This window comes from Janthinobacterium breve, assembly GCF_051380895.1.
Classification (GTDB): domain Bacteria; phylum Pseudomonadota; class Gammaproteobacteria; order Burkholderiales; family Burkholderiaceae_D; genus Janthinobacterium.
This window is the reverse complement of the sequence record NZ_JBNYXY010000015.1, coordinates 40248-60563: the sequence shown is the minus strand read 5'-3', so window position 1 is coordinate 60563 and position 20316 is coordinate 40248. Positions and strand designations below refer to the sequence as shown.

The following is a 20316-nucleotide window of genomic DNA, read 5'->3' as shown; positions in this document are numbered from 1 at the left end:
TGACTATCAATTACGGAATAGGACCGATTCCCGGTTAAACCACCAGCGGCACAGCATCAGCAGCGCGCCCGCGATCACCGTGGTCGAAGCCAGGATCACGCCGAACATGCGGTAATCCATGGTGCCTTTCACCAGTTCCTTCATGGCCAGCGACACGTTGGTCAGCGGCACCATGGCCCACATCCAGTTCAGCTCGACGCCGGGTAGCATGGCCGCCACGGTAGGCAGGATGACAAACAGCATCAATGGCGTGATCATGCCGGCCGCTTCCTTGTAGCTTTTCGCGTAGATCGAGATCGACAGAAGCAGCGAGGCAAAGATGGCGGCCGTCGGCACCAGCATCAGGGTCACCATGGCCAGGTCGGGCAAGCCGATGCTGCGCACCATGATGGCCATGTGGCCTTCCAGTGAACTGCCGAAGATGGCCAGCAGGGCGCCCATGCTGCCCACCATCAGCACGGCCGAGGTCATGCCGACGGTAAACAGCACGAGGAACTTGGCCAGCACGATGGCGCTGCGCGGCACGGGCGCCAGCAGCAGGGTTTCCAGCGTGCCCCGCTCCTTTTCGCCGGCGCCCAGGTCGATGGCCGGGTACATGGCCGCCGTCAGGCACACCATCAGCAGCAAATAGGGCAGCATGCCGCCGACGATGGCACCCATCTGCTCACGCTCGTTGGCCGTCGACTGCTTGTCGAGCACGATGGGGTGCAGGGCAAAGGCCAGCTGGGCCGGGCTCAGGTTCAGGGCCGACAGCGCCCCTTCGCGCAGGCTGGCGTTGTAGGTATCGACAATGTCGCGCACCCGCTGCTGGGTCACGTCGACCGTGCTGGCGCTGTTGTAATGCAGGGTCACCTTGGCTTGCTGATGTTGCTGCAGCGCTTCTTCAAAATGGGGCGGAATGACCACGGCGAACTTGATGCTGTCGTCGCCGATGGCGCGCCGGATCTCCGTTTCGCTGGCCAGCGGCACTTCGCGCAAGTTGTGCTGCTGCGCAAAACGCGCGCTCAAGCCCGGCGAATAGTCCTTGCCGAACAGGGCGTAGCGCATTTCTGCCGTCTTGGCGCTCTTGAACATATTGCTTGAAACATAAGCGAAGCCACCAAAGATCAGCGGCATGGCAAAGATGGGGATGAGGATGGTGAAAATCAGCGTCTTGCGGTCGCGCGTGAGTTCCAGCAACTCTTTCAGATAAATGGTCCACATGGCTCAGGTTCCCTGGTTGATGACGCTGACAAAGGCATCGTACAGATCGGCACTGCCGCCCAATTGGCGCAGTTCCTTGACCGTGCCATGGAAGGCGGTGGTGCCGCGGTTGATGATGCAGACGCGGTCGCACAGCTTTTCCACCTCGTGCAGATGGTGCGTGGAAAAGATCAGCGGCACGCGCAGCGCCTTGTAGCTGGCGATGAAGTCGAGCAGGATCTTGGCCGACATCACGTCCAGGCCCGTCGTCGGTTCGTCGAGGATCACCACTTGGGGCTCATGCACGACGGTGCGGGCGATCGCGCATTTCTGTTTCATGCCCGTCGACAATTGATCGGCCCGCTTGCTGCCGTATTCCTCCATTTGCAGCAGGGCAAACAGCTCGTCGCAGCGGCGTTTCAGCTTGTCGGCCGGCATGCCATGCAGGCGGCCAAAGTACTCGACGTTCTCGCGCGCCGTCAGGCGGCCATACAGCCCCGTCGAACCGGACAGGAAACCGATGCTCTGGCGCGCCACCAGCGGCTGGCGCAGCACATCGATGCCGTTCACCAGGGCGCTGCCTGCGTCCGCTTGCAGGGCCGTCGACAGCAGGCGCAAGGTGGTGGTCTTGCCGGCGCCATTCGGACCTAGCAGGCCCAACACTTCGCCCGGGGCGCAGCTGAAACTGACGTCGCGCACGGCGTGAAACCAGCCCTCATGTTCGCGCGGATCGCTGACGTGCACGCCCTTGCCCTTGTGGGACGGCATGCGGAAACGTTTTGCCAGGTGTTTGACCTCAATCATGTGTTTCATCCATTCAACGGTGAAGAACGAGAGTAGCATGCAAAAAATGTAACTTGCAAGATGGAAATATCGTTTGGTCTATTGAAAAAAACAGCATCTTCATGCAAGCTGGCCTGGTGGGCGCCGGCGGACGGCGCGGGAGAGCGCAATGCGAACGATCGATCAGGCAATGCAGGACAAGGTACTGGCCATGGCGCGCGCCGGCATGACCAGTGCCGAAGCCATCGGTTTCTTCCGCGTCAGCCTGGGCTTGTACTACCTGGCTGGCCTGATGACGGAAGAAGCCCTCGATTTCAAGCAGATCGACGCAAAGTACAACCGTTTTATTTATCACTCGATAGGTGGCGGGCACAGCATCGCCAGCGTGCTGCAATTCATGAGCGGCGAGAAAGTCTTGCGCGTGCTGCAATCGGAGCGTTTTCGCGCCGCGTTTGCCGAGCATTGCCCGGACATCCCCGTCGATAGCATTTCTTTCCTGATTTCATTGAACCTGGGCGTGGCGAAAAGCCTGTCCGGCCTGGACGCCGTGGGTCCCGTGGTCGATTGGATCGAGCAGGAAAAAGCGCGCACAAGTCAATAAAGCCCCGTTCACCCTGCACGCGGCGTGGGTACGGCTGGCCCCGATCGTCCTATAATTCATGTTTTCCCTTATATGAATAGCCACGATGACCGCGAACCGCCATTTTGACCCCCTGGATCGTTTGATTGTTGGCGCCGACAAGGCCCTGCGCGTCATCGCGGGCGTGGCTTCGGCCTCGCGCCCGTCGCCGGCCGCGCACGCGCCCGATGCGGCGCTGAGCGCGGCCGAGCAGCGCCACAGCGCCGGTTTGATGCGCGTCAACCACGTGGGCGAAGTCTGCGCGCAGGCCCTGTACAACTCGCAGGCGCGCTATGCGCACAGCCCGGCCATCCGCGCCCAGTTCGATGAAGCGGGGCGGGAAGAGGAAGACCACCTGGCTTGGACGGCGCAGCGCCTGACGGAGCTGGGCTCGCGCTTGAGTCTGCTCAATCCCCTGTGGTACGCGGGTTCCTTTGCGCTGGGCACCATTGCCGCGCGCATGGGCGATGGCCGCAGCCTGGGTTTTGTGGTGGAAACGGAGCGCCAGGTGGAAGCGCACCTGGCCAGCCACTTGCAAGAATTGCCGCCGCAGGACGCCAAGTCGCGCGCCATCGTCAAGCAGATGGCCATCGACGAAGTGGAACATGGCGCCGCCGCCCAGAGATTAGGCGCCATCGACACCCCGGCGCCCGTCAAGGCGCTGATGGGGCTGATGGGTAAAGTGATGACAAAAACGGCTTACTATATTTAGGCGCAGAAAAGAGCCGGGGTCAGACCCGTCGGGTCTGACCCCAGTTTTCTGCTGCATCCAAGCAAATTGTGCCGATTATTCCTCGATGATTTCGAAGGAATGCGTAATTTCCGCGGTTTTCGCCAGCATGATTGATGCCGAGCAATACTTGTCATGCGACAAAGTCACGGCCCGTTCCACGGCCGTCGGTTTCAGGGCCTTGCCCCGCACGGTGAAATGGAAGTGGATCTTGGTAAACACTTTCGGGTCGGTGTCGGCGCGCTCGGCCTTCAGGGTCACTTCGCAGCCACTGACGGCTTCGCGCCCCCGTTTCAGGATCAGCACCACGTCATAGGCGGTGCAGCCGCCCGTGCCCAGCAAGACCATTTCCATGGGGCGTGGCGCCAGGTTGTGGCCGCCGCCATCGGGCGCGCCATCCATGGTCACCAGGTGGCCGGAGCCGGTTTCTGCCCGAAAACTCATGCCCGACGGGCCATTCCAGCTGACTTTGCATTCCATCGTACTCTCCGAAAATTGTAAGCGTTTTGTATTGTAATAGAGGAATGCCTGTCCATGTGCCGCCCGCCAGCCCGCAGCGGGTCTGCATCGTGGCTTGACGCGGCAAGGCAAAGCCGCTTATACTTGTCGGCTTTCCGTTCGCTCAGGAAAAGTAAATAAGGCAGAGTCCGCATAGCAACATCGGCGGAACCACCATTTGAGCGTGTAATCTATTAGGAAGTCAACATGAAAACATTTTCCGCTAAAGGACATGAAGTCCAGCGCGATTGGTTCGTGGTTGACGCGACGGACAAAGTCCTCGGACGTGTTGCCAGCGAAGTGGCACTCCGACTGCGCGGCAAACACAAACCAGAATTTACTCCTCACGTCGATACCGGCGACTTTATCGTCGTCATCAACGCAGGCAAACTGCGTGTGACCGGTACCAAAGCTACTGAGAAAATTTACTACCGTCACTCTGGCTATCCAGGCGGCATCTATGAAACCAACTTCCAGAAAATGCAACAGCGTTTTCCAGGTCGCGCGCTTGAGAAAGCGGTCAAGGGCATGCTGCCTAAAGGCCCACTCGGCTACGCAATGATCAAGAAGCTGAAAGTGTACGCGGAAGGTTCCCATCCGCACGCTGCTCAGCAACCTAAAGCACTTGTTCTCTAAGGAACTGACATGATCGGTAATTACAATTATGGAACCGGCCGTCGCAAAAGTGCAGTGGCTCGGGTTTTTATCAAAGTTGGCACAGGCTTGATCGTTGTTAACGGCAAACCAGCAAACGAATACTTTTCGCGCGAAACGGGTCTGATGGTCATCCGTCAACCTCTGGAACTGACCGGCAATGTCGAGCGTTTCGACATCAAAGTCAACGTCCATGGCGGCGGTGAGTCGGGCCAGGCTGGTGCAGTTCGTCACGGCATCACCCGCGCTCTGATCGACTACGATGCAGCGCTGAAACCGGAACTGGCGAAAGCCGGCTTCGTTACCCGCGATGCACGTGAAGTCGAGCGTAAAAAAGTTGGTCTGCGCAAAGCACGTCGCGCAAAGCAATTCTCGAAGCGTTAATTTCTACGCTACAGCACCTTCGGGTGCTGGTCGAAAAGCCGCTGGACTTCGGTCCTGCGGCTTTTTTGCATTTCAGCGGGATGCGCCGTTGCGCTGTAAAATACGCGGAAAACCCGCAGGGGTAGCGTTTCCCCTCATCTTTATGCAATCTATACACAAGGAAAGAACATGATCAAAGTTGGCATCGTCGGCGGCACTGGATACACGGGCGTGGAATTGCTGCGCTTGCTGGCAACCCATCCAGATGTCGAGTTGACGGCGATTACCTCGCGCAAGGAAGATGGCTTGCCCGTTGCTGACATGTATCCTTCCCTGCGTGGCCACGTCAAACTGGCTTTTTCCTCGCCGGACAAGGCCAACCTGGAACAGTGCGACGTGGTCTTCTTTGCCACGCCACACGGCGTTGCCATGGCGCAAGCACCAGCCCTGCTGGCCGCCGGCGTGAAAGTCATCGACCTGGCCGCCGACTTCCGCCTGAAAGACCAGGCCAAGTTCGAACAGTGGTACAAGATTCCCCACACGGCGCCCGAGCTGATCGAGCAAGCCGTGTACGGCTTGCCGGAACTGAACCGTGAAGATATTAAAAAAGCCAGCCTGATCGCCAATCCCGGTTGCTACCCGACCACCATGCAGCTGGGCTTTTACCCGCTGCTCAAGGCGGGCCTGGTCAACGCGGGCGGCTTGATCGCAGACTGCAAGTCGGGCGTGTCCGGCGCCGGCCGCAAGGCGGAAATCGGCATCCTGTTCTCGGAAAGCAGCGACAGTTTCAAAGCCTACGGCGTGGCCGGCCACCGCCACTTGCCGGAAACGACGGCGCAATTGCAGCGTTTCACGGACGAAAAAGTGGCGCTGACCTTTACGCCGCACCTGGTGCCGATGATACGCGGCATGCACTCGACCCTGTACGCGCAGCTGAACAAGGATGTCAGCAATGAGGAATTGCAAGCCTTGTTCGAAGAGCAATACAAGGATGAACCTTTCGTCGATGTGATGCCGTTCGGTTCGCACCCGGAAACGCGCTCCACGCGTGGCTCGAACATGCTGCGCCTGGCCTTGCACCGCCCTGAAGGCGGCAATACCGTCATCGTGCTGGTGGTGCAGGACAATCTGGTCAAGGGCGCATCGGGCCAGGCCGTGCAGTGCATGAACTTGATGTTTGGCTTGAAAGAAACGGCCGGTTTGCAACACATCGCCCTGCTGCCGTAAAAATAGGCAGCCGTGCTTGCGCAGGTCCGGCGCCTTTTTGCCGGACCTGTGCTAAATTGGACTGCCACCTACCCCGACAGGATGACGTTCATGTTCGAGCGCAACGCGAAAAACCCCATCGACACCCTGATCGGCGCCTCCACGCGGATTGAGGGCGACTTGCTGTTTTGCGGCGGCTTGCGCATCGATGGCCATGTGCGCGGCAATGTCACTGGCGAAGCAGGCGAGCCCACGTACGTGGTGCTGGGCGAGGCGGGCCGCATCGATGGCGAGGTGCGCTGCTCCAGCCTGGTCGTCAGCGGCGAGATCAATGGCCCCGTGTATGTGTCCGAAATGCTTGAAATCCAGCCGAAAGCCCGCATTGTAGGAGAGGTCTATTACAAGGTGCTGGAAATGCACAGCGGCGCCTTGGTGCAAGGCAAGCTCAGTCGCCACGACAGCGCCGACCCCGTGCTGCACCTGGCCGTGTCTGAAATGTGAGCAGGAACAACACCGTCCAGCCGCATCGGCGGCGGCCGCAGCGCGACTTGCGGCAACAGTCTATAATGAGTTAATGTTTTCTAGTAGGAGTGTCCGATATGAATGCCGTCGCTGAAATGCAAGATGTGATCCCTTCACCCATTATCTTTACCGATAGCGCCGCTGAAAAAGTCGCGCAGCTGATCGAAGAAGAAGGCAATCCCGACCTGAAATTGCGCGTCTTCGTGCAGGGTGGCGGCTGTTCCGGCTTCCAGTATGGCTTCACCTTCGACGAAATCGTCAATGAAGATGACACCACCATGGTTAAGAACGGCGTCCAGCTGTTGATCGATTCCATGAGCTACCAGTATCTGGTCGGCGCGGAAATCGATTACAAGGATGATCTGGAAGGTGCGCAGTTCGTGATTAAAAACCCAACGGCTACTTCTACCTGCGGTTGCGGTTCGTCCTTCTCCGTTTAAGTATTAAGCGGAGCAAGTAAGAAAATAGCGGATCGATGATCCGCTATTTGTGTTTCTAGGTCTGCTCAACGCGGATACAGCGCACCCAGCACTCGTAAACCTTGCGCGCCTGTCACGGCCGGCAAGTTGCCCGGCTTGCGCTGCGTGAAGCGCCAGGCCAGCCAGGCGAACGCCAGCGCCTCGACCTGGCTGGGCGCCACGCCCAGCGCTTCCGTCGATGCCACCGCCATGCCCGGCAGTTCGCGCGCCAGCGCCGCCATCAGGCTGGCGTTCTGCGCGCCGCCGCCACACACATACACCGTTTCCGCCTGCGCCCCGTCGCGCGCAATGGCGTGCGCCAGGCTGGCGGCCGTCAGTTGCGTCAAGGTCGCCTGCACGTCGGCCGGCCGGGCGGCTGGATGCCTGGCCAGCTTGCCTTGCAGCCAGTCGGCATGGAACAGGTCGCGTCCCGTGCTTTTCGGCGCCGGCAAGTCAAAATACGCTTCATTGAGTAATTCTGCCAGCAGGGCAGGGATGACCTTGCCCGTGGCGGCCCAGGCGCCGTTGGCGTCGTACGGCTGGCCCAGGTGTCGCAAGACCCAGCCATCCATCAGCGCATTGCCGGGGCCCGTGTCGTAGCCCGTTACCGTGTCGTCCGCGTGCAGCACGCTGATATTGCTGATGCCGCCGATATTGGCCAGCACACGCGTGTGGCCGGGGACATTGAAAATGGCTTGATGGAAAGCCGGCACCAGCGGCGCCCCCTGGCCGCCGGCCGCCACGTCGCGGCTGCGCAAGTCGGCGATGACATCGATGCCCGTCAGTTCGGCCAGCAAGGCCGGGTTGTTCAACTGGCGCGTAAAGCCCAGCTCGGGGCGGTGGCGGATGGTCTGGCCATGTGCGCCGATGGCGACGATGGCGTCCGGGCCGATGCCAGCGTTACTCAATAGCATGGTGACGCAGTCGGCGTAGTGGCGCACGAGTTGATTGGCCGCCAGCGCTTCGCGTTCGATTTCATTCTGGCCGGCACTTTGCAGTGCCATCAGGTCGGCGCGCAGGCTGGCGGGAAAGGCAATATAGGCGTCGTCCAGGCTGCGCACGCTGCCATCGTCGGAAAAATCGACCAAGGCGCCGTCGACGCCATCGAGGCTGGTGCCCGACATCAAACCGATATACAGCATGGGTGTTTCCTTGAATGCGTAAGTGATGGATGCATTGTGCCGCATTTTCCTGCGCACATAAAACAAAGGCACCGGCCATCTGCATGGGCGGTGCCTTTGTTCGTTGCCCGAGGGCAGTATTGCTTAGCGTGAAGCCAGTGCCGTGTCGTTAGGACGCAGCAGGGTGAAGCGGTGCATCATGTCATTGGACACCATGCGGAAGCGGCTCAGCTCGGCTGCCGTCAGCGGCGCCTGGGCTTGGACGTTCAGTTTGCTTGGGTCTTGTGCCACGCCGCCGACGCGGAATTCATAGTGCAAATGGGCGCCCGTGGACCAGCCGGTGGTGCCGACGTAGCCGATCACATCGCCCTGGCTCACTTTTTGACCTTTTTTCAAGCCCGAAGCGAAACGGCTCATGTGGGCGTAGGCGGTGGTGTAGTTGGCCCAGTGTTTCAGAACAACAACATTGCCGTAGCCGTTTTGACTGCCGACGGTATCGACCACGCCGTCGCCCGAGGCGCGGATAGGCGTGCCCGTTGCAGCGGCGAAATCGATGCCCTTGTGGGCTTTCCAGTTGCCGGAAATCGGGTGCACGCGCATGGAGAAGCCGGACGAGATGCGGGAGAATTCGAGGGGGGATTTCAGGAAGGCTTTTTTGAGGGACTTGCCGTCGAAACTGTAGTAACCGCCGCCTTGCTTGCTGGCTGGGTCCTGGAACCAAACGGACTGGTAAGTCGTGCCGCGGTTGGTGAATTCACCGGCCAGGATGCGGCCCGCTCGGACAAATTCGCCATCTTGCCAGAACGTTTCGTAGACCACGTTGAACGAGTCACCGCGTTTCAGGTCGGAGCGGAAGTCGATATTGGTGGAGAACATTTCCACGATTTGCGCGGAAATCGAGTCTGGCAGGCGGGTGCCGTCCAGGCTGGAGTCGGTGGCGGCGAACAGGGTGGAAGTAATCTTGCGCGCGTGCATTTCAACGCGGCGTTCCAGCTGGGCTGCCACTTCCGTGGCCACGAACTTGTCGCCCTTGCGGGTGATCAGGATGTTCTTGACTGATTTGTCCGTGCCATCGACGAGGGTGGCGCGCATCCAGTTGAGGTCGCCGTTTTCGGACGTTTGCGCTTGCACGCGCTTGCCCGATTTGAGCAACATCACGCCGCGCGCAATCTTGTCGGTCTTGATGAAATTGGCGGCCGCCGTATCATCCACGCCGAGACGGGTCAGCAGGGTGGCGAGGGTATCGCCAGCGCGGACTTTTTCTTCGTGGGTGAAATTCTGGTCTACCTGTTCCATCGCGGAAATTTGCGAGGCGAGATCAGGCATCTCCAGGTTCTGGGCGATGGACGTGACCGGCAAGTCGGATGCGTCCGGTGCCATGGGAGACACAGCGACAGCGCCGAAGGCGGCAACGGCGAGCAGCACTGCCGACGCGCCAATAATGCGCGCCTTGCGTGTCGTCGTCAGCTGTGTGTACAAGCGTGAGCCTGTGATTTTATGTATAGGGTTCATGCAATCAGTTAAAATTTGCCCTTGAACGTGACCTGAACTAATGCTCTTTGTTATTGTTATTTTGGTTCGTTTTCATACGGCAAGATTGATGGGATCGAGCATTATAGCAAACTCCGCAAACCTACTACCATTTTGAGATCTACAGTCAAATTTTATGGAAATCAACACCACCGCATCGCCTATAAAGGCTAACGCCGCTCAGACCGCACTTCCACTGTCGGACAGAGTACAAGAAGCCCTCGCGATTACCAAGCGTGGCGTCGACGAACTCTTGATCGAAAGCGAATTTGCGCAAAAATTAGCACGTTCCGAGAAAACCGGTGTTCCACTGCGCATCAAACTGGGCCTGGACCCGACTGCACCCGACTTGCATCTGGGCCACACTGTCGTGCTGAACAAGATGCGCCAGCTGCAAAACCTGGGCCATCAAGTCATTTTCCTCATCGGCGACTTCACTTCGATGATCGGCGACCCTTCGGGCCGCAACGTCACGCGCCCGCCGCTGACCAAGGAACAGATCGAGATTAACGCGATGACGTATTTCGCGCAAGCGTCTTTAGTGTTGGACGCCAGCAAGACTGAAATCCGCTATAACTCCGAGTGGTGCGATCCGCTGGGTGCGCGCGGCATCATCCAACTCGCTTCCCACTACACGGTGGCGCGCATGATCGAGCGCGACGACTTCACCAAGCGCTTCCAGGGCGGCATTCCTATTTCCGTGCATGAATTCCTGTACCCGCTGATGCAAGGTTACGACTCGGTGGCCCTGAAATCGGACCTGGAACTGGGCGGCACGGACCAGAAGTTCAACCTGCTGGTGGGCCGCGAACTGCAAAAGCAGTACGGACAGGAGCAGCAGTGTATTTTGACCATGCCGCTGCTGGAAGGTTTGGATGGCGTGGAAAAAATGTCCAAGTCGAAGAATAACTACATCGGTATCACGGAACCGGGCAACACCATGTTCGCCAAGCTGATGAGCATTTCCGACGTCATGATGTGGCGCTACTACGAGCTGCTGTCGTGGCGCTCGATCGCCGAACTGGCGCAGCTGAAGAGCGAAGTGGAAGGCGGGCGCAATCCACGCGATGCCAAGGTTGCCCTGGCGCAAGAAATCGTCGCCCGTTTCCATTCGCAGCAGGCAGCGGAAGATGCGCTGGCCGACTTCGTCAACCGTTCGAAGGGCGGCATTCCCGACGATATCCCGGAAGTGAGCCTGGCTGGCGCGCCGCTGGGCATCCCGCAATTGCTCAAGCAGGCTGGCCTGTGCCCATCGACGTCGGAAGCCATGCGCATGATCGAGCAAGGCGGCGTGCGCATCGACGGCACCGTTATCAGCGACAAGGCGCTGCAAGTGGCGGCAGGCGAATTCGTGTTGCAAGTTGGCAAGCGCAAATTTGCGCGCGTCACCCTGGCGGCATGATCGCGCTGCTGCAACGCGTTACGCAGGCAAAAGTCGATGTCGGCGGCGCCACCATCGGCGCCATCGACGCCGGCCTGATGGTGCTCGTGTGCGCCGAGCGGGGTGATACGGAGAAGGAAGCGGACGCCTTGCTGAGCAAATTGCTCGGCTATCGCGTCTTTGCCGACGAGGCGGGCAAGATGAACCGCAGCGTGACGGACGTGGCCGGCGGCTTGTTGCTGGTGCCCCAGTTCACCCTGGCCGCCGACACCAAGTCCGGCACGCGCCCGTCGTTTACGCCGGCGGCCGCGCCACAGGACGGCTTGCGCCTGTTCACGCATTTCGTGGAGCAGGCGCGCCACCGCCATGCGACCGTGCAAACGGGGCAGTTTGGCGCCGACATGCAGGTGTCGCTGACGAATGATGGCCCCGTCACGTTCTGGCTGCAAGTGAATGCCAAATAAACCTACTGCGCGTCGCCATTTGCGGCCTGCGATGCTCACTGTGCTTCAGCACAGTTGCGCTTCTCGGCCACAACTGGCTGCCGCTCGCTACGGTTTATTGCTGAAATTTTAATTATAAAGGGGAGCAAGCGATGAAATTGTGGAGCGAGACGTTTCGTGATGGCGGCTTGATGCCGGCCGAGTATGCGTTTGCCGAGATCGAGCCGGCCAGCCGCGTGCGCCTTGCAGGCAACCGCAATCCCCATCTGGCCTGGGACGAGGTGCCGAACGGCACCGAGTCGCAGGCCCTGTTCTGCATCGACCCTGATGCGCCGCAAGACGCCAGCCTGGCCAATCGCGATGACCAGGCCCTGCCGCTGACGGCGTCGCGCGGCGACTTTTATCACTGGAGCTTGCTCGACTTGCCGTCGGCCATGCGCTCGATTGCCGCCGGTGAATTTTCCAGCGGCATCACGCCGCGCGGCAAGGCCGCCGGCACTGTTTCTGGGCTGCAATTGCGCCAGGGCCTCAACGATTACACGGGCTGGTTTGCGGGCGATCCTGACATGGCCGGCGATTATTACGGCTATGATGGTCCGTGCCCGCCGTGGAATGACGAGCGCATCCACCATTACATTTTCCGCCTGTATGCGCTCGACGTGCCGCGCCTTGCCTTGCCCGAGCGTTTTACGGGGCAGCAAGCGCATGCCGCCATGTACGGCCATATCCTCGACGAAGCACAGCTCGTCGTTGCCTACTCGCTCAACCCCGAGCTGGCACTTACCCTGAAGAAATAAAGCATGAGCACCACGATCTTATTGATACGCCATGGCGAAACGGCCTGGAATGCGGGCCGCCGCCTGCAGGGCCATATCGACATCGCCTTGAACGAGGCGGGCCTGGCGCAAGCGGCGGCACTGGGGCAGGCGCTGGCGGATGCACCGCTGGCCGCCATCATCGCCAGCGATCTGCAGCGCGCGCAGCAGACGGCGCACGCTGTGGCGAACATGAACCAGTTGCCCGTGCAGACCGATCCCTTGCTGCGCGAGCGCTGCTATGGCGCCTTCGAAGGCTTGCTGTATGCGGACATCGCCGCGCGCTATCCGCATGAGTATGCGCAGTGGCAATCGCGGCAGATCGATGCCGTGATGCCGTCGGGCGAGCGCGAAGCCGAAAGTTTCCGCCAGTTCTATGCGCGCGCGAACGGCGCCATCGCCCGCTGGGCCGGGCAGTATGACGGCCAGACGATTGCCATCGTGGCCCACGGTGGCGTGCTCGAGTGCGCTTATCGCGAGGCGGTCGGCATGACGCTCGACAGTCCGCGCGACTTCCAGGTTCAAAATGCCAGCGTCAACCGCTTCTTGTATGCGGATGGCAAGCTGCAATTAGAGCACTGGGGTGACATCGACCACCTGAGCGTGCCCGCAATGGACGAGCTGAGCTAACAGTCCGGGCGAACTGCCGGACCGGGCCGCCAGCGGTCCGTTTTGTTGTGCTGCACAAGCGTGGCGCCCACTCTGGCGCACTGAAACAAAAAAATAGTGCTTATTAAATAGGCAGGGAATCGGTTAAAATAGCAGGCTCCCCCGTCCATTCCAGGTTCTTCAGTGCAAATCGGCCCTCACATTCTGCGCAACAACGTTTTCGTCGCTCCCATGGCGGGCGTGACGGATCGGCCTTTCCGCCAGTTGTGCAAGCAGCTGGGCGCCGGCTATGCCGTGTCGGAGATGGCGGCGTCGAATCCGCGCCTGTGGGCGACGGAAAAAAGCGCGCGCCGCACGGACCACGAGGGCGAAATGGAGCCGAAAGCCGTGCAAATCGCCGGTGCCGATCCGCAAGACCTGGCCGATTGCGCCAAGTTCAACGTGGACCGGGGTGCGCAGATCATCGACATCAACATGGGTTGCCCCGTGAAGAAGGTGTGCAACAGCTGGTGCGGTTCAGCCTTGTTGCAAAACGAAAGCCTGGTCGAAAAGATCTTGCATGCCGTCGTCAACGCCGTCGACGTGCCCGTCACCCTGAAATTTCGCACGGGCTGGAACCGCGAAAACAAGAATGCCCTGAGAATCGCCCGCATCGCCGAGCAAGCCGGCATCCAGATGCTGACCTTGCACGGCCGCACGCGCGCCGATGGCTACAAGGGCGATGCCGAATATGAAACGATTGCCGCCGTGAAAGCGTCGGTGGGCATACCCGTGGTGGCCAATGGCGACATTACCAGTCCACAGAAAGCCCGCTTTGTGCTCGATCAAACGGGCGCCGATGCCGTCATGATCGGCCGCGCGGCGCAGGGCCGGCCGTGGATTTGCCGCGAGATCGACCATTTCTTGCGCACCGGCACTTTGCTGCCGGCACCCTACGTGGATGAAGTGCGTACCTTGATGGATGAGCATTTGCGCGCCCATTACGCGTTTTATGGCGAATTTCTGGGCGTGCGCACGGCGCGCAAGCACATCGGCTGGTATGTAAAAGACCTGGAAGGCGGCGAAGCGTTCCGACAGCAGATGAACTTGCTGGAGTCGACGGACGCGCAGTTGCTGGCCGTCGATCAATTTTTTGAGTCGCAATGGAAATTTGGCGAACGGTTACAATACCGCCTCTCCGAATCCAGTGAAAGTGGTCTGCTCGATGTGATCAAACTTACGGCCACGGCAGCATGAGCAGATAGCAACAAGCAGGGTAAATCAGTTACCAGCAGTACAAGGGCGAGCGCCTATATACAGAGCGTCATGCAATATTAATTACAACACCGAGGCAAGACGGCAGCAGGCGGACCGCATGAGCGGCGCGGCAGCGGATGGTCAGGTGTTCAGCCGGTTGAAGCATAAAAATGAGCAAAGAAAGCATTCAGGAAGTCGTACAGAAAAGTCTAGAAGATTACTTCAATGACCTGGGCGAACAGCAAGCATCGAATATCTATGACATGGTCGTGCTGACCGTGGAAAAGCCCATCCTGGAAGTCGTGATGACACGCGCCGATGGCAACCAGTCGCACGCCGCGCAGATGCTGGGCATCAACCGCAATACCCTGCGCAAGAAATTGCAGGAGCACGGTTTGCTGTAATGCCGGCATGCAAGTGACGCCAAGATTTGAATCCGCCGCAGCAGTCTTCGTCTGAGGACTGAACTGCGCCATTCGCCAAGAACACTTAACCACCTAGCCACAGCCATGATCAAACAAGCTCTCCTCTCCGTTTCCGACAAGACCGGCGTTCTCGAATTCGCCCGCGCCCTGTCCGCACTCGGCGTCAACCTCCTGTCCACCGGCGGCACCGCCAAATTGCTGGCAGACAACGGTGTTCCCGTCACGGAAGTTGCCGATTACACGGGTTTCCCGGAGATGCTCGATGGCCGTGTGAAAACCCTGCACCCGAAAGTGCATGGCGGTATCCTGGCGCGCCGCGATTTCCCTGAGCACATGTCGAAACTGGTCGAGCACGACATGCCAACCATCGACATGGTGGTGGTCAACCTGTATCCGTTCCAGGGCACGGTCGCCAAGGCCGATTGCACACTGGAAGACGCGATCGAAAACATCGATATCGGCGGCCCGACCATGCTGCGTTCGGCAGCCAAGAACCACAAGGACGTGGTCGTCATCTGTGATCCGACCGACTACGACGCCGTGCTGGCGGAGTTGCGCTCGGCCGATGGTACGGCCGGCACGGTCAGCTACGACACCAAGTTCATGCTGGCGAAAAAAGTCTTTGCGCACACGGCGCAATACGATGGCGCCATCACCAACTACCTGACCAGCCTGGGCCCGACGAAAGTGCACGCTGAGCGCGGCACCTATCCGCAAGTATTGAATGTTGCATTTGAGAAAGTGCAAGACATGCGTTACGGTGAAAACCCGCACCAGAGCGCCGCCTTCTACCGCGACCTCGTCACCATCGATGGCGCGCTGGCCAACTACCGCCAGCTGCAAGGCAAGGAATTGTCTTACAACAACATCGCCGATGCCGATGCGGCCTGGGAATGCGTGAAGAGCCTGGGCGGTTTCGAGCAAAGCGTCGCCTGCGTGATCGTCAAGCACGCGAACCCATGCGGCGTCGCCCTGGGCAAGAATGTGGCCGAAGCGTATGCGCGCGCCCTGCAGACGGACCCGACTTCCGCGTTTGGCGGCATCATCGCCTTCAACACGGAACTCGACGGTGCCACGGCCGGTGAAATCGCCAAGCTGTTCGTCGAAGTGCTGATCGCTCCGTCGTTCTCCGCCGAAGCGAAACAGATTCTGTCGAGCAAGCAGAACGTGCGCATGCTGGAAATCCCGCTGGGTTCCGGCGTCAATGCCATGGACTTCAAGCGCGTGGGTGGCGGCTTGCTGGTGCAATCGCCGGACGCGAAAAACGTCGGTATCGGCGACTTGCGCGTGGTCAGCAAGCTGCAGCCTACGCCGCAGCAATTGTCCGACCTGATGTTCGCCTGGAAAGTGGCGAAATTCGTCAAGTCGAACGCCATCGTTTTCTGCGGCAATAACATGACCCTGGGCGTAGGTGCTGGCCAGATGAGCCGTATCGACTCGGCCCGCATCGCTTCCATCAAGGCGCAAAACGCGGGCCTGTCGCTGACGGGCTCCGTGGTGGCGTCGGACGCCTTCTTCCCGTTCCGCGACGGCCTCGACGTCGTCGTCGACGCGGGCGCGACTTGCGTGATCCACCCGGGCGGCTCCATGCGCGACCAGGAAGTGATTGACGCGGCGGACGAACGCGGCGTCGTGATGTTGTACACAGGCACGCGTCACTTCCGTCATTGATGAAGGCTGGGGTCAGACCCGGCGGGTCTGACCCCAAGCGAGCGGTAACTTAAACGGCAGGCATCGGTTATTCACCGGTGCCTGCCGTATTCATTATAGAATCTGGCGATGATTATTCTTGGCATCGATCCTGGCCTGCGCACCACCGGCTTTGGGGTCATTGAAAAACACGGCAACAAGCTGCGCTATATCGCGTCGGGGACCGTCAAGACGGGTTCCGAAGGGGAATTGCCGCCGCGCCTGAAGATCATCCTGCAGGGCGTGAGCGAAATCGTCGGCACCTACCAGCCCGATTGCGCGGCCATTGAAAAAGTGTTTGTCAACGTCAATCCCCAATCGACCCTGCTACTGGGCCAGGCGCGCGGCGCGGCCATTTGCGCGCTCGTGCATGCCGACCTGTCGGTGGCCGAATATACGGCGCTGCAAGTGAAGCAGGCTGTCACGGGCCACGGCAAGGCGGCCAAGGAGCAGGTGCAGGAGATGGTGTCCCGGCTGTTATCCTTGCCCGGCTTGCCCGGCACGGATGCGGCCGATGCCCTGGGCGTGGCCATTTGCCACGCCAACAGCATCGATGCGCTGGCCATGATCGGCGCGCTGGCGCCCCAATTGCAGGGCTTGCGTATGAAGCGCGGCCGCCTCGTCGGATAGTTGCGACTGCCTTGCCCTGAACATGGCCTGACAGCCGCAATACTCCAGCAAGCTTTTGTTTACAATTTAATTTCATTAGGAACACGCGATGATAGGCCGTCTCTCCGGTATTTTGCTTGAAAAGAATCCGCCACAATTGCTGGTCGATTGCCAGGGCGTCGGCTATGAAGTCGATGTGCCGATGAGCACGTTTTACAACTTGCCCCACGTGGGCGAAAAAGTCGTGTTGTTCACGCACCAGGCCATCCGCGAAGATGCGCATCTGTTGTTTGGTTTCGGCAATGCCGCCGAGCGGGCCGTATTTCGCCAGTTGATCAAGATCACGGGCGTGGGCGCGCGCATGGCCTTGTCCATCCTGTCCGGCATGACGATTGCCGACCTGGCGCAGGCCATCACCCTGCAGGATTCCGGCCGTCTCGTGAAAGTACCGGGCATCGGCAAGAAGACGGCGGAACGGCTATTGCTGGAATTGAAGGGCAAGCTGGGGGCCGACATCGGCGCTGGCGGCGCGCATGCGGCGCCCGATGCGAAATCGGACATTTTGAACGCCCTGGTGGCGCTCGGCTATTCGGACAAGGAAGCGCTGGCTGCCGTGAAGAACGTGCCTGCCGGCAGCAGTGTCTCTGACGGCATCAAACTGGCGCTGAAAGCGCTGTCGAAAGGCTGATAAGGCATGAGCATTCAGACCGACAGCTTCACGGAACAGCGCATCATCGACGCGGCGCCCATCTCGCATAACGAAGAAGCCATCGAGCGCGCCTTGCGCCCCAAGCAACTTGATGAATATGTGGGACAGGAAAAGATCCGCGACCAGCTGGAAATCTTCATCACGGCCGCGCGCCAGCGCAAGGAAGCGCTCGATCACACCTTGCTGTTCGGCCCGCCGGGCCTGGGCAAGACCACCTTGGCGCACATCATCGCGCGTGAAATGGGCGTGAATCTGCGCCAGACCTCCGGTCCCGTGCTGGAGCGCCCGGGCGACTTGGCGGCGATTTTGACGAACCTGGAAGCGAATGATGTCCTGTTCATCGATGAAATCCACCGCCTGTCGCCTGTCGTGGAAGAGATTTTATATCCGGCCCTTGAAGATTATCAAATCGATATCATGATCGGCGAAGGCCCGGCTGCCCGTTCCGTGAAGCTCGATTTGCAACCATTTACATTGGTCGGCGCCACTACGCGCGCCGGCATGCTGACCAACCCGCTGCGCGACCGTTTCGGCATCGTCGCGCGGCTGGAGTTTTATAACACGAGCGAATTGACCAAGATCGTTACGCGCAGCGCCGCCTTGCTGAAAGCGCCGATCGACCCGGAAGGCGCGCACGAGATCGCCCAGCGCGCGCGCGGCACGCCCCGTATCGCCAACCGCCTGTTGCGCCGCGTGCGCGATTTCGCGGAAGTCAAAAGCAATGGCGAGATCACCAAGGTGGTGGCCGACCGCGCGCTGGCCATGCTCGACGTCGATTCCGCCGGCTTTGACGTGATGGACCGCAAGCTGCTCGAAGCCGTGCTGTTCAAGTTCGGCGGCGGCCCCGTCGGCATAGGGAATTTGGCGGCTGCCATCGGCGAAGCGGCCGATACCATCGAAGACGTGCTGGAACCATACCTGATCCAGCAAGGCTTTTTGCAGCGCACGCCGCGTGGCCGCGTGGCCACGCCGGCCGCCTATTTGCACTTCGGCGTCAGCGCGCCGCGCATGGGCCCCGGCGGCGAAGCGTGGGAACTGTGATGGCGGACGAGGGAAGGCCGGGCATGCCGGGTATGCAAATTTGGATCGACGCCGATGCCTGTCCCGTGGTTATCAAGGAAATTTTATACAGAGTCGCCGAGCGCCTGGAGTTACCGCTCACTTTGGTGGCCAACCAGGGTTTGCGCGTGCCTCCCTCGCGTTTTATCCGCACCGTGCAAGTGCCGTCCGGCGCCGACGTGGCCGACCAGGAAATCGTGCGCTTGCTCAATCCTGGCGACCTGGTCATCACGGGCGACATTCCGCTGGCGGCCGATGTCTTGACCAAGGGCGGCTATGCCTTGAATCCGCGCGGTGAGTTTTACACGAAGGACAATATCGCCCAGCAACTGACGATGCGCGCCTTCATGGAAGAATTGCGCAGCGGCGGCGTGGACACGGGCGGCCCGGCCGCCTTCAGCCAGTCCGACCGGCAGCAGTTCGCCAACAGCCTCGACAGGCATTTGAGCAAGCATCACCGCAAGCCGGCGGTGGCCTTGCGCCAGACGTAAAAAAACCGGCGCAAGCCGGTTTTTTACGTGCGCATGAAACTTAGCGCATGACTTTTCTCGTGCCCACCACTTCCACCGTCACGCGGCGGTTCTTGGCGCGGCCGGCGGCACTGGTGTTGTCGGCTACGGGTTGCGTTTCTCCCTTGCCTTCCGTGTAGACGCGGTGCGTTTCCACGCCTTGCGCTACCAGGTAAGCCTTGACGGCTTCGGCGCGGCGCTGCGACAGTTTCTGGTTGTAGGCGTCGGAACCGACGGCATCCGTATGGCCGACCGTGACGATGACTTCCAGGTCCATGCCCGTCAGCTGGCCCAGCAACTGGTCCAGCGCGGCTTTGCCTTGCGGCTTGAGCGTCGATTGATCGAAATCAAACAATGCCTCCGAAGCAAACGACACTTTTTCCGCCACGGGGACAGGTGCCGGTGCGGCCACGACGACGGGCGCCGGCATGGCGACGACAGGGGCGACTTCGGGCGCCGGCTGGTAGGCGGGCGTGGCGCTGGCCGGGCGGCCCAGCTTGTACACGAGGCTGACGGAATACAGGTCCGCATCGCCGCGGTTGCCGACGGCGTCGTTCAAGCGATAACGCTCGACTTCGCCGCGCAGGGCCAGCGCTTCGCTGAACTTGTATTCCAGGCCCAGGCCCAGCTTGGCGTTGAGCTTGCGCTCGCTGGCATGCGTATTCGTCGAACCCAGCAGGCGATTGCCGCTGAACTCCGTGTTCGTCTTGGTGTAGTGCATGCCGACCCGGCCCAGCAGGGAAAAACGCTGCGACAGCGGCAGCTGGCCCAGCAAGTCCAGGTTCACGCCGCGAAAGGCCGCTTGTCCGTTGAGTACGCCATTGCCGCTGGTGGTCGACTTGAAATCGAACTTGCCCAGGTCAAAGTAACCCGCTTCCACGGCGAAATACTGGTTCAGCTGCCGGCCGACAAACAATTTGTAGCCCGTGTCGCGCTGGTCCTTGGTAAAAGCGGTGACGCTTTCGCCATTCGCGGCCAGGCTGGCGCGCAGGCGTGGCTCGTCGATCGTGGCGCGCGACTGGCCCACGCCCGCACCGAGGTACCAGGCGCTGTTGGCCCAGTCCGGATTGATGAAGGTGTTGTCCTGCGCTTGCGCCGCTTGCGCCGCCAGCAAGGCGCCGGCCATCACGCTCAGGGCGCCCAGTGTGTGTGCAATAGTCATGGTC

At 60.2% G+C, this 20316-nt stretch carries 24 protein-coding genes; 18 read left to right on the top strand and 6 right to left on the bottom strand.

The features are described 5' to 3' along the window. Positions 1 to 6: 6 nt before the first annotated feature. A complete protein-coding gene (locus ACQ4W0_RS27030; protein WP_436579552.1) occupies positions 7 to 1203 on the bottom strand; it encodes an ABC transporter permease in 1197 nt (398 codons plus the stop codon). A gap of 3 nt (positions 1204 to 1206) precedes the next feature. Beyond that, the gene (locus tag ACQ4W0_RS27025; RefSeq protein WP_436579551.1) at positions 1207 to 1986 is read right to left on the bottom strand and encodes an ABC transporter ATP-binding protein; all 780 of its coding nucleotides are present in this window, start codon (positions 1984 to 1986) and stop codon (positions 1207 to 1209) included. A 148-nt stretch (positions 1987 to 2134) separates the two neighbouring features. Here ACQ4W0_RS27025 and ACQ4W0_RS27020 point away from each other — a divergent pair, with 148 nt between their 5' ends. Further along, positions 2135 to 2566 carry a hypothetical protein gene (locus ACQ4W0_RS27020; RefSeq protein WP_436579550.1) on the top strand — a complete coding sequence of 144 codons (432 nt, stop codon included), beginning with the start codon at positions 2135 to 2137 and terminating at the stop codon, positions 2564 to 2566. 85 nt (positions 2567 to 2651) lie between these two features. After that, positions 2652 to 3296 (top strand): 2-polyprenyl-3-methyl-6-methoxy-1,4-benzoquinone monooxygenase, encoded by a 645-nt coding sequence (coq7, locus tag ACQ4W0_RS27015; RefSeq protein ID WP_436579549.1) that lies wholly within the window; start codon positions 2652 to 2654, stop codon positions 3294 to 3296. A 75-nt stretch (positions 3297 to 3371) separates the two neighbouring features. Here coq7 and ACQ4W0_RS27010 read toward each other — a convergent pair whose 3' ends face one another. Then, positions 3372 to 3794 (bottom strand): OsmC family protein, encoded by a 423-nt coding sequence (locus ACQ4W0_RS27010; RefSeq protein ID WP_071079492.1) that lies wholly within the window; start codon positions 3792 to 3794, stop codon positions 3372 to 3374. Between the two features lie 225 nt (positions 3795 to 4019). Here ACQ4W0_RS27010 and rplM point away from each other — a divergent pair, with 225 nt between their 5' ends. From rplM to erpA, 5 genes are all read left to right on the top strand, one after another. Next, positions 4020 to 4448, top strand: coding sequence for a 50S ribosomal protein L13 (gene rplM, locus ACQ4W0_RS27005; protein WP_010393282.1), 429 nt, complete (start codon positions 4020 to 4022; stop codon positions 4446 to 4448). A gap of 9 nt (positions 4449 to 4457) precedes the next feature. Continuing rightward, complete coding sequence (gene rpsI, locus ACQ4W0_RS27000) at positions 4458 to 4850, top strand: 30S ribosomal protein S9 (RefSeq protein WP_010393285.1); 393 nt, start codon at positions 4458 to 4460, stop codon at positions 4848 to 4850. Positions 4851 to 5018: 168 nt separating this feature from the next. Continuing rightward, positions 5019 to 6056 carry an N-acetyl-gamma-glutamyl-phosphate reductase gene (argC, locus tag ACQ4W0_RS26995; protein WP_436579548.1) on the top strand — a complete coding sequence of 346 codons (1038 nt, stop codon included), beginning with the start codon at positions 5019 to 5021 and terminating at the stop codon, positions 6054 to 6056. A gap of 90 nt (positions 6057 to 6146) precedes the next feature. Continuing rightward, complete coding sequence (locus ACQ4W0_RS26990) at positions 6147 to 6536, top strand: bactofilin family protein (RefSeq protein ID WP_102123170.1); 390 nt, start codon at positions 6147 to 6149, stop codon at positions 6534 to 6536. Positions 6537 to 6634: 98 nt separating this feature from the next. Next, the gene (gene erpA, locus ACQ4W0_RS26985) at positions 6635 to 6997 is read left to right on the top strand and encodes an iron-sulfur cluster insertion protein ErpA (protein WP_029496047.1); all 363 of its coding nucleotides are present in this window, start codon (positions 6635 to 6637) and stop codon (positions 6995 to 6997) included. Positions 6998 to 7062: 65 nt separating this feature from the next. Here the strand turns inward: erpA and ACQ4W0_RS26980 are convergent, their stop codons facing one another. Both ACQ4W0_RS26980 and ACQ4W0_RS26975 read right to left on the bottom strand, forming a co-directional pair. Further along, on the bottom strand, positions 7063 to 8157 hold the full coding sequence (locus ACQ4W0_RS26980; RefSeq protein WP_436579547.1) for an anhydro-N-acetylmuramic acid kinase: 1095 nt from the start codon (positions 8155 to 8157) through the stop codon (positions 7063 to 7065). Positions 8158 to 8280: 123 nt separating this feature from the next. Then, positions 8281 to 9648, bottom strand: a complete 1368-nt coding sequence (locus tag ACQ4W0_RS26975; RefSeq protein WP_436579546.1) for a M23 family metallopeptidase — start codon at positions 9646 to 9648, stop codon at positions 8281 to 8283. Between the two features lie 154 nt (positions 9649 to 9802). Between ACQ4W0_RS26975 and tyrS the strand changes: the two genes are divergently transcribed. The 11 genes from tyrS to ACQ4W0_RS26920 all read left to right on the top strand — a co-directional run bounded on the left by tyrS (position 9803) and on the right by ACQ4W0_RS26920 (position 19132). After that, positions 9803 to 11068, top strand: coding sequence for a tyrosine--tRNA ligase (gene tyrS, locus ACQ4W0_RS26970; RefSeq protein ID WP_436579545.1), 1266 nt, complete (start codon positions 9803 to 9805; stop codon positions 11066 to 11068). Further along, a complete protein-coding gene (gene dtd / locus ACQ4W0_RS26965; RefSeq protein ID WP_436579544.1) occupies positions 11065 to 11511 on the top strand; it encodes a D-aminoacyl-tRNA deacylase in 447 nt (148 codons plus the stop codon). Before tyrS ends, dtd begins: the two co-directional genes overlap by 4 nt. A gap of 131 nt (positions 11512 to 11642) precedes the next feature. Further along, positions 11643 to 12287, top strand: coding sequence for a YbhB/YbcL family Raf kinase inhibitor-like protein (locus ACQ4W0_RS26960; protein WP_436579543.1), 645 nt, complete (start codon positions 11643 to 11645; stop codon positions 12285 to 12287). Positions 12288 to 12290: 3 nt separating this feature from the next. Continuing rightward, the gene (locus tag ACQ4W0_RS26955) at positions 12291 to 12935 is read left to right on the top strand and encodes a histidine phosphatase family protein (RefSeq protein WP_436579542.1); all 645 of its coding nucleotides are present in this window, start codon (positions 12291 to 12293) and stop codon (positions 12933 to 12935) included. Between the two features lie 162 nt (positions 12936 to 13097). Next, positions 13098 to 14150 (top strand): tRNA dihydrouridine synthase DusB, encoded by a 1053-nt coding sequence (gene dusB / locus ACQ4W0_RS26950; protein ID WP_436579541.1) that lies wholly within the window; start codon positions 13098 to 13100, stop codon positions 14148 to 14150. 170 nt (positions 14151 to 14320) lie between these two features. Next, the gene (locus tag ACQ4W0_RS26945; protein ID WP_008445162.1) at positions 14321 to 14554 is read left to right on the top strand and encodes a helix-turn-helix domain-containing protein; all 234 of its coding nucleotides are present in this window, start codon (positions 14321 to 14323) and stop codon (positions 14552 to 14554) included. 105 nt (positions 14555 to 14659) lie between these two features. Further along, positions 14660 to 16246, top strand: a complete 1587-nt coding sequence (gene purH / locus ACQ4W0_RS26940; protein ID WP_436579540.1) for a bifunctional phosphoribosylaminoimidazolecarboxamide formyltransferase/IMP cyclohydrolase — start codon at positions 14660 to 14662, stop codon at positions 16244 to 16246. Between the two features lie 108 nt (positions 16247 to 16354). Continuing rightward, on the top strand, positions 16355 to 16894 hold the full coding sequence (gene ruvC, locus ACQ4W0_RS26935; protein ID WP_353658912.1) for a crossover junction endodeoxyribonuclease RuvC: 540 nt from the start codon (positions 16355 to 16357) through the stop codon (positions 16892 to 16894). Positions 16895 to 16982: 88 nt separating this feature from the next. Further along, positions 16983 to 17561, top strand: a complete 579-nt coding sequence (gene ruvA / locus ACQ4W0_RS26930; RefSeq protein ID WP_353658911.1) for a Holliday junction branch migration protein RuvA — start codon at positions 16983 to 16985, stop codon at positions 17559 to 17561. 6 nt (positions 17562 to 17567) lie between these two features. Further along, a complete protein-coding gene (gene ruvB, locus ACQ4W0_RS26925) occupies positions 17568 to 18623 on the top strand; it encodes a Holliday junction branch migration DNA helicase RuvB (protein ID WP_219134989.1) in 1056 nt (351 codons plus the stop codon). Between the two features lie 32 nt (positions 18624 to 18655). After that, positions 18656 to 19132, top strand: a complete 477-nt coding sequence (locus ACQ4W0_RS26920) for a YaiI/YqxD family protein (RefSeq protein ID WP_436579539.1) — start codon at positions 18656 to 18658, stop codon at positions 19130 to 19132. 40 nt (positions 19133 to 19172) lie between these two features. Here the strand turns inward: ACQ4W0_RS26920 and ACQ4W0_RS26915 are convergent, their stop codons facing one another. Beyond that, entirely contained in the window at positions 19173 to 20312 is a 1140-nt protein-coding gene (locus ACQ4W0_RS26915; protein WP_436579538.1) for an OmpA family protein, read from the bottom strand. Positions 20313 to 20316: the final 4 nt, after the last annotated feature.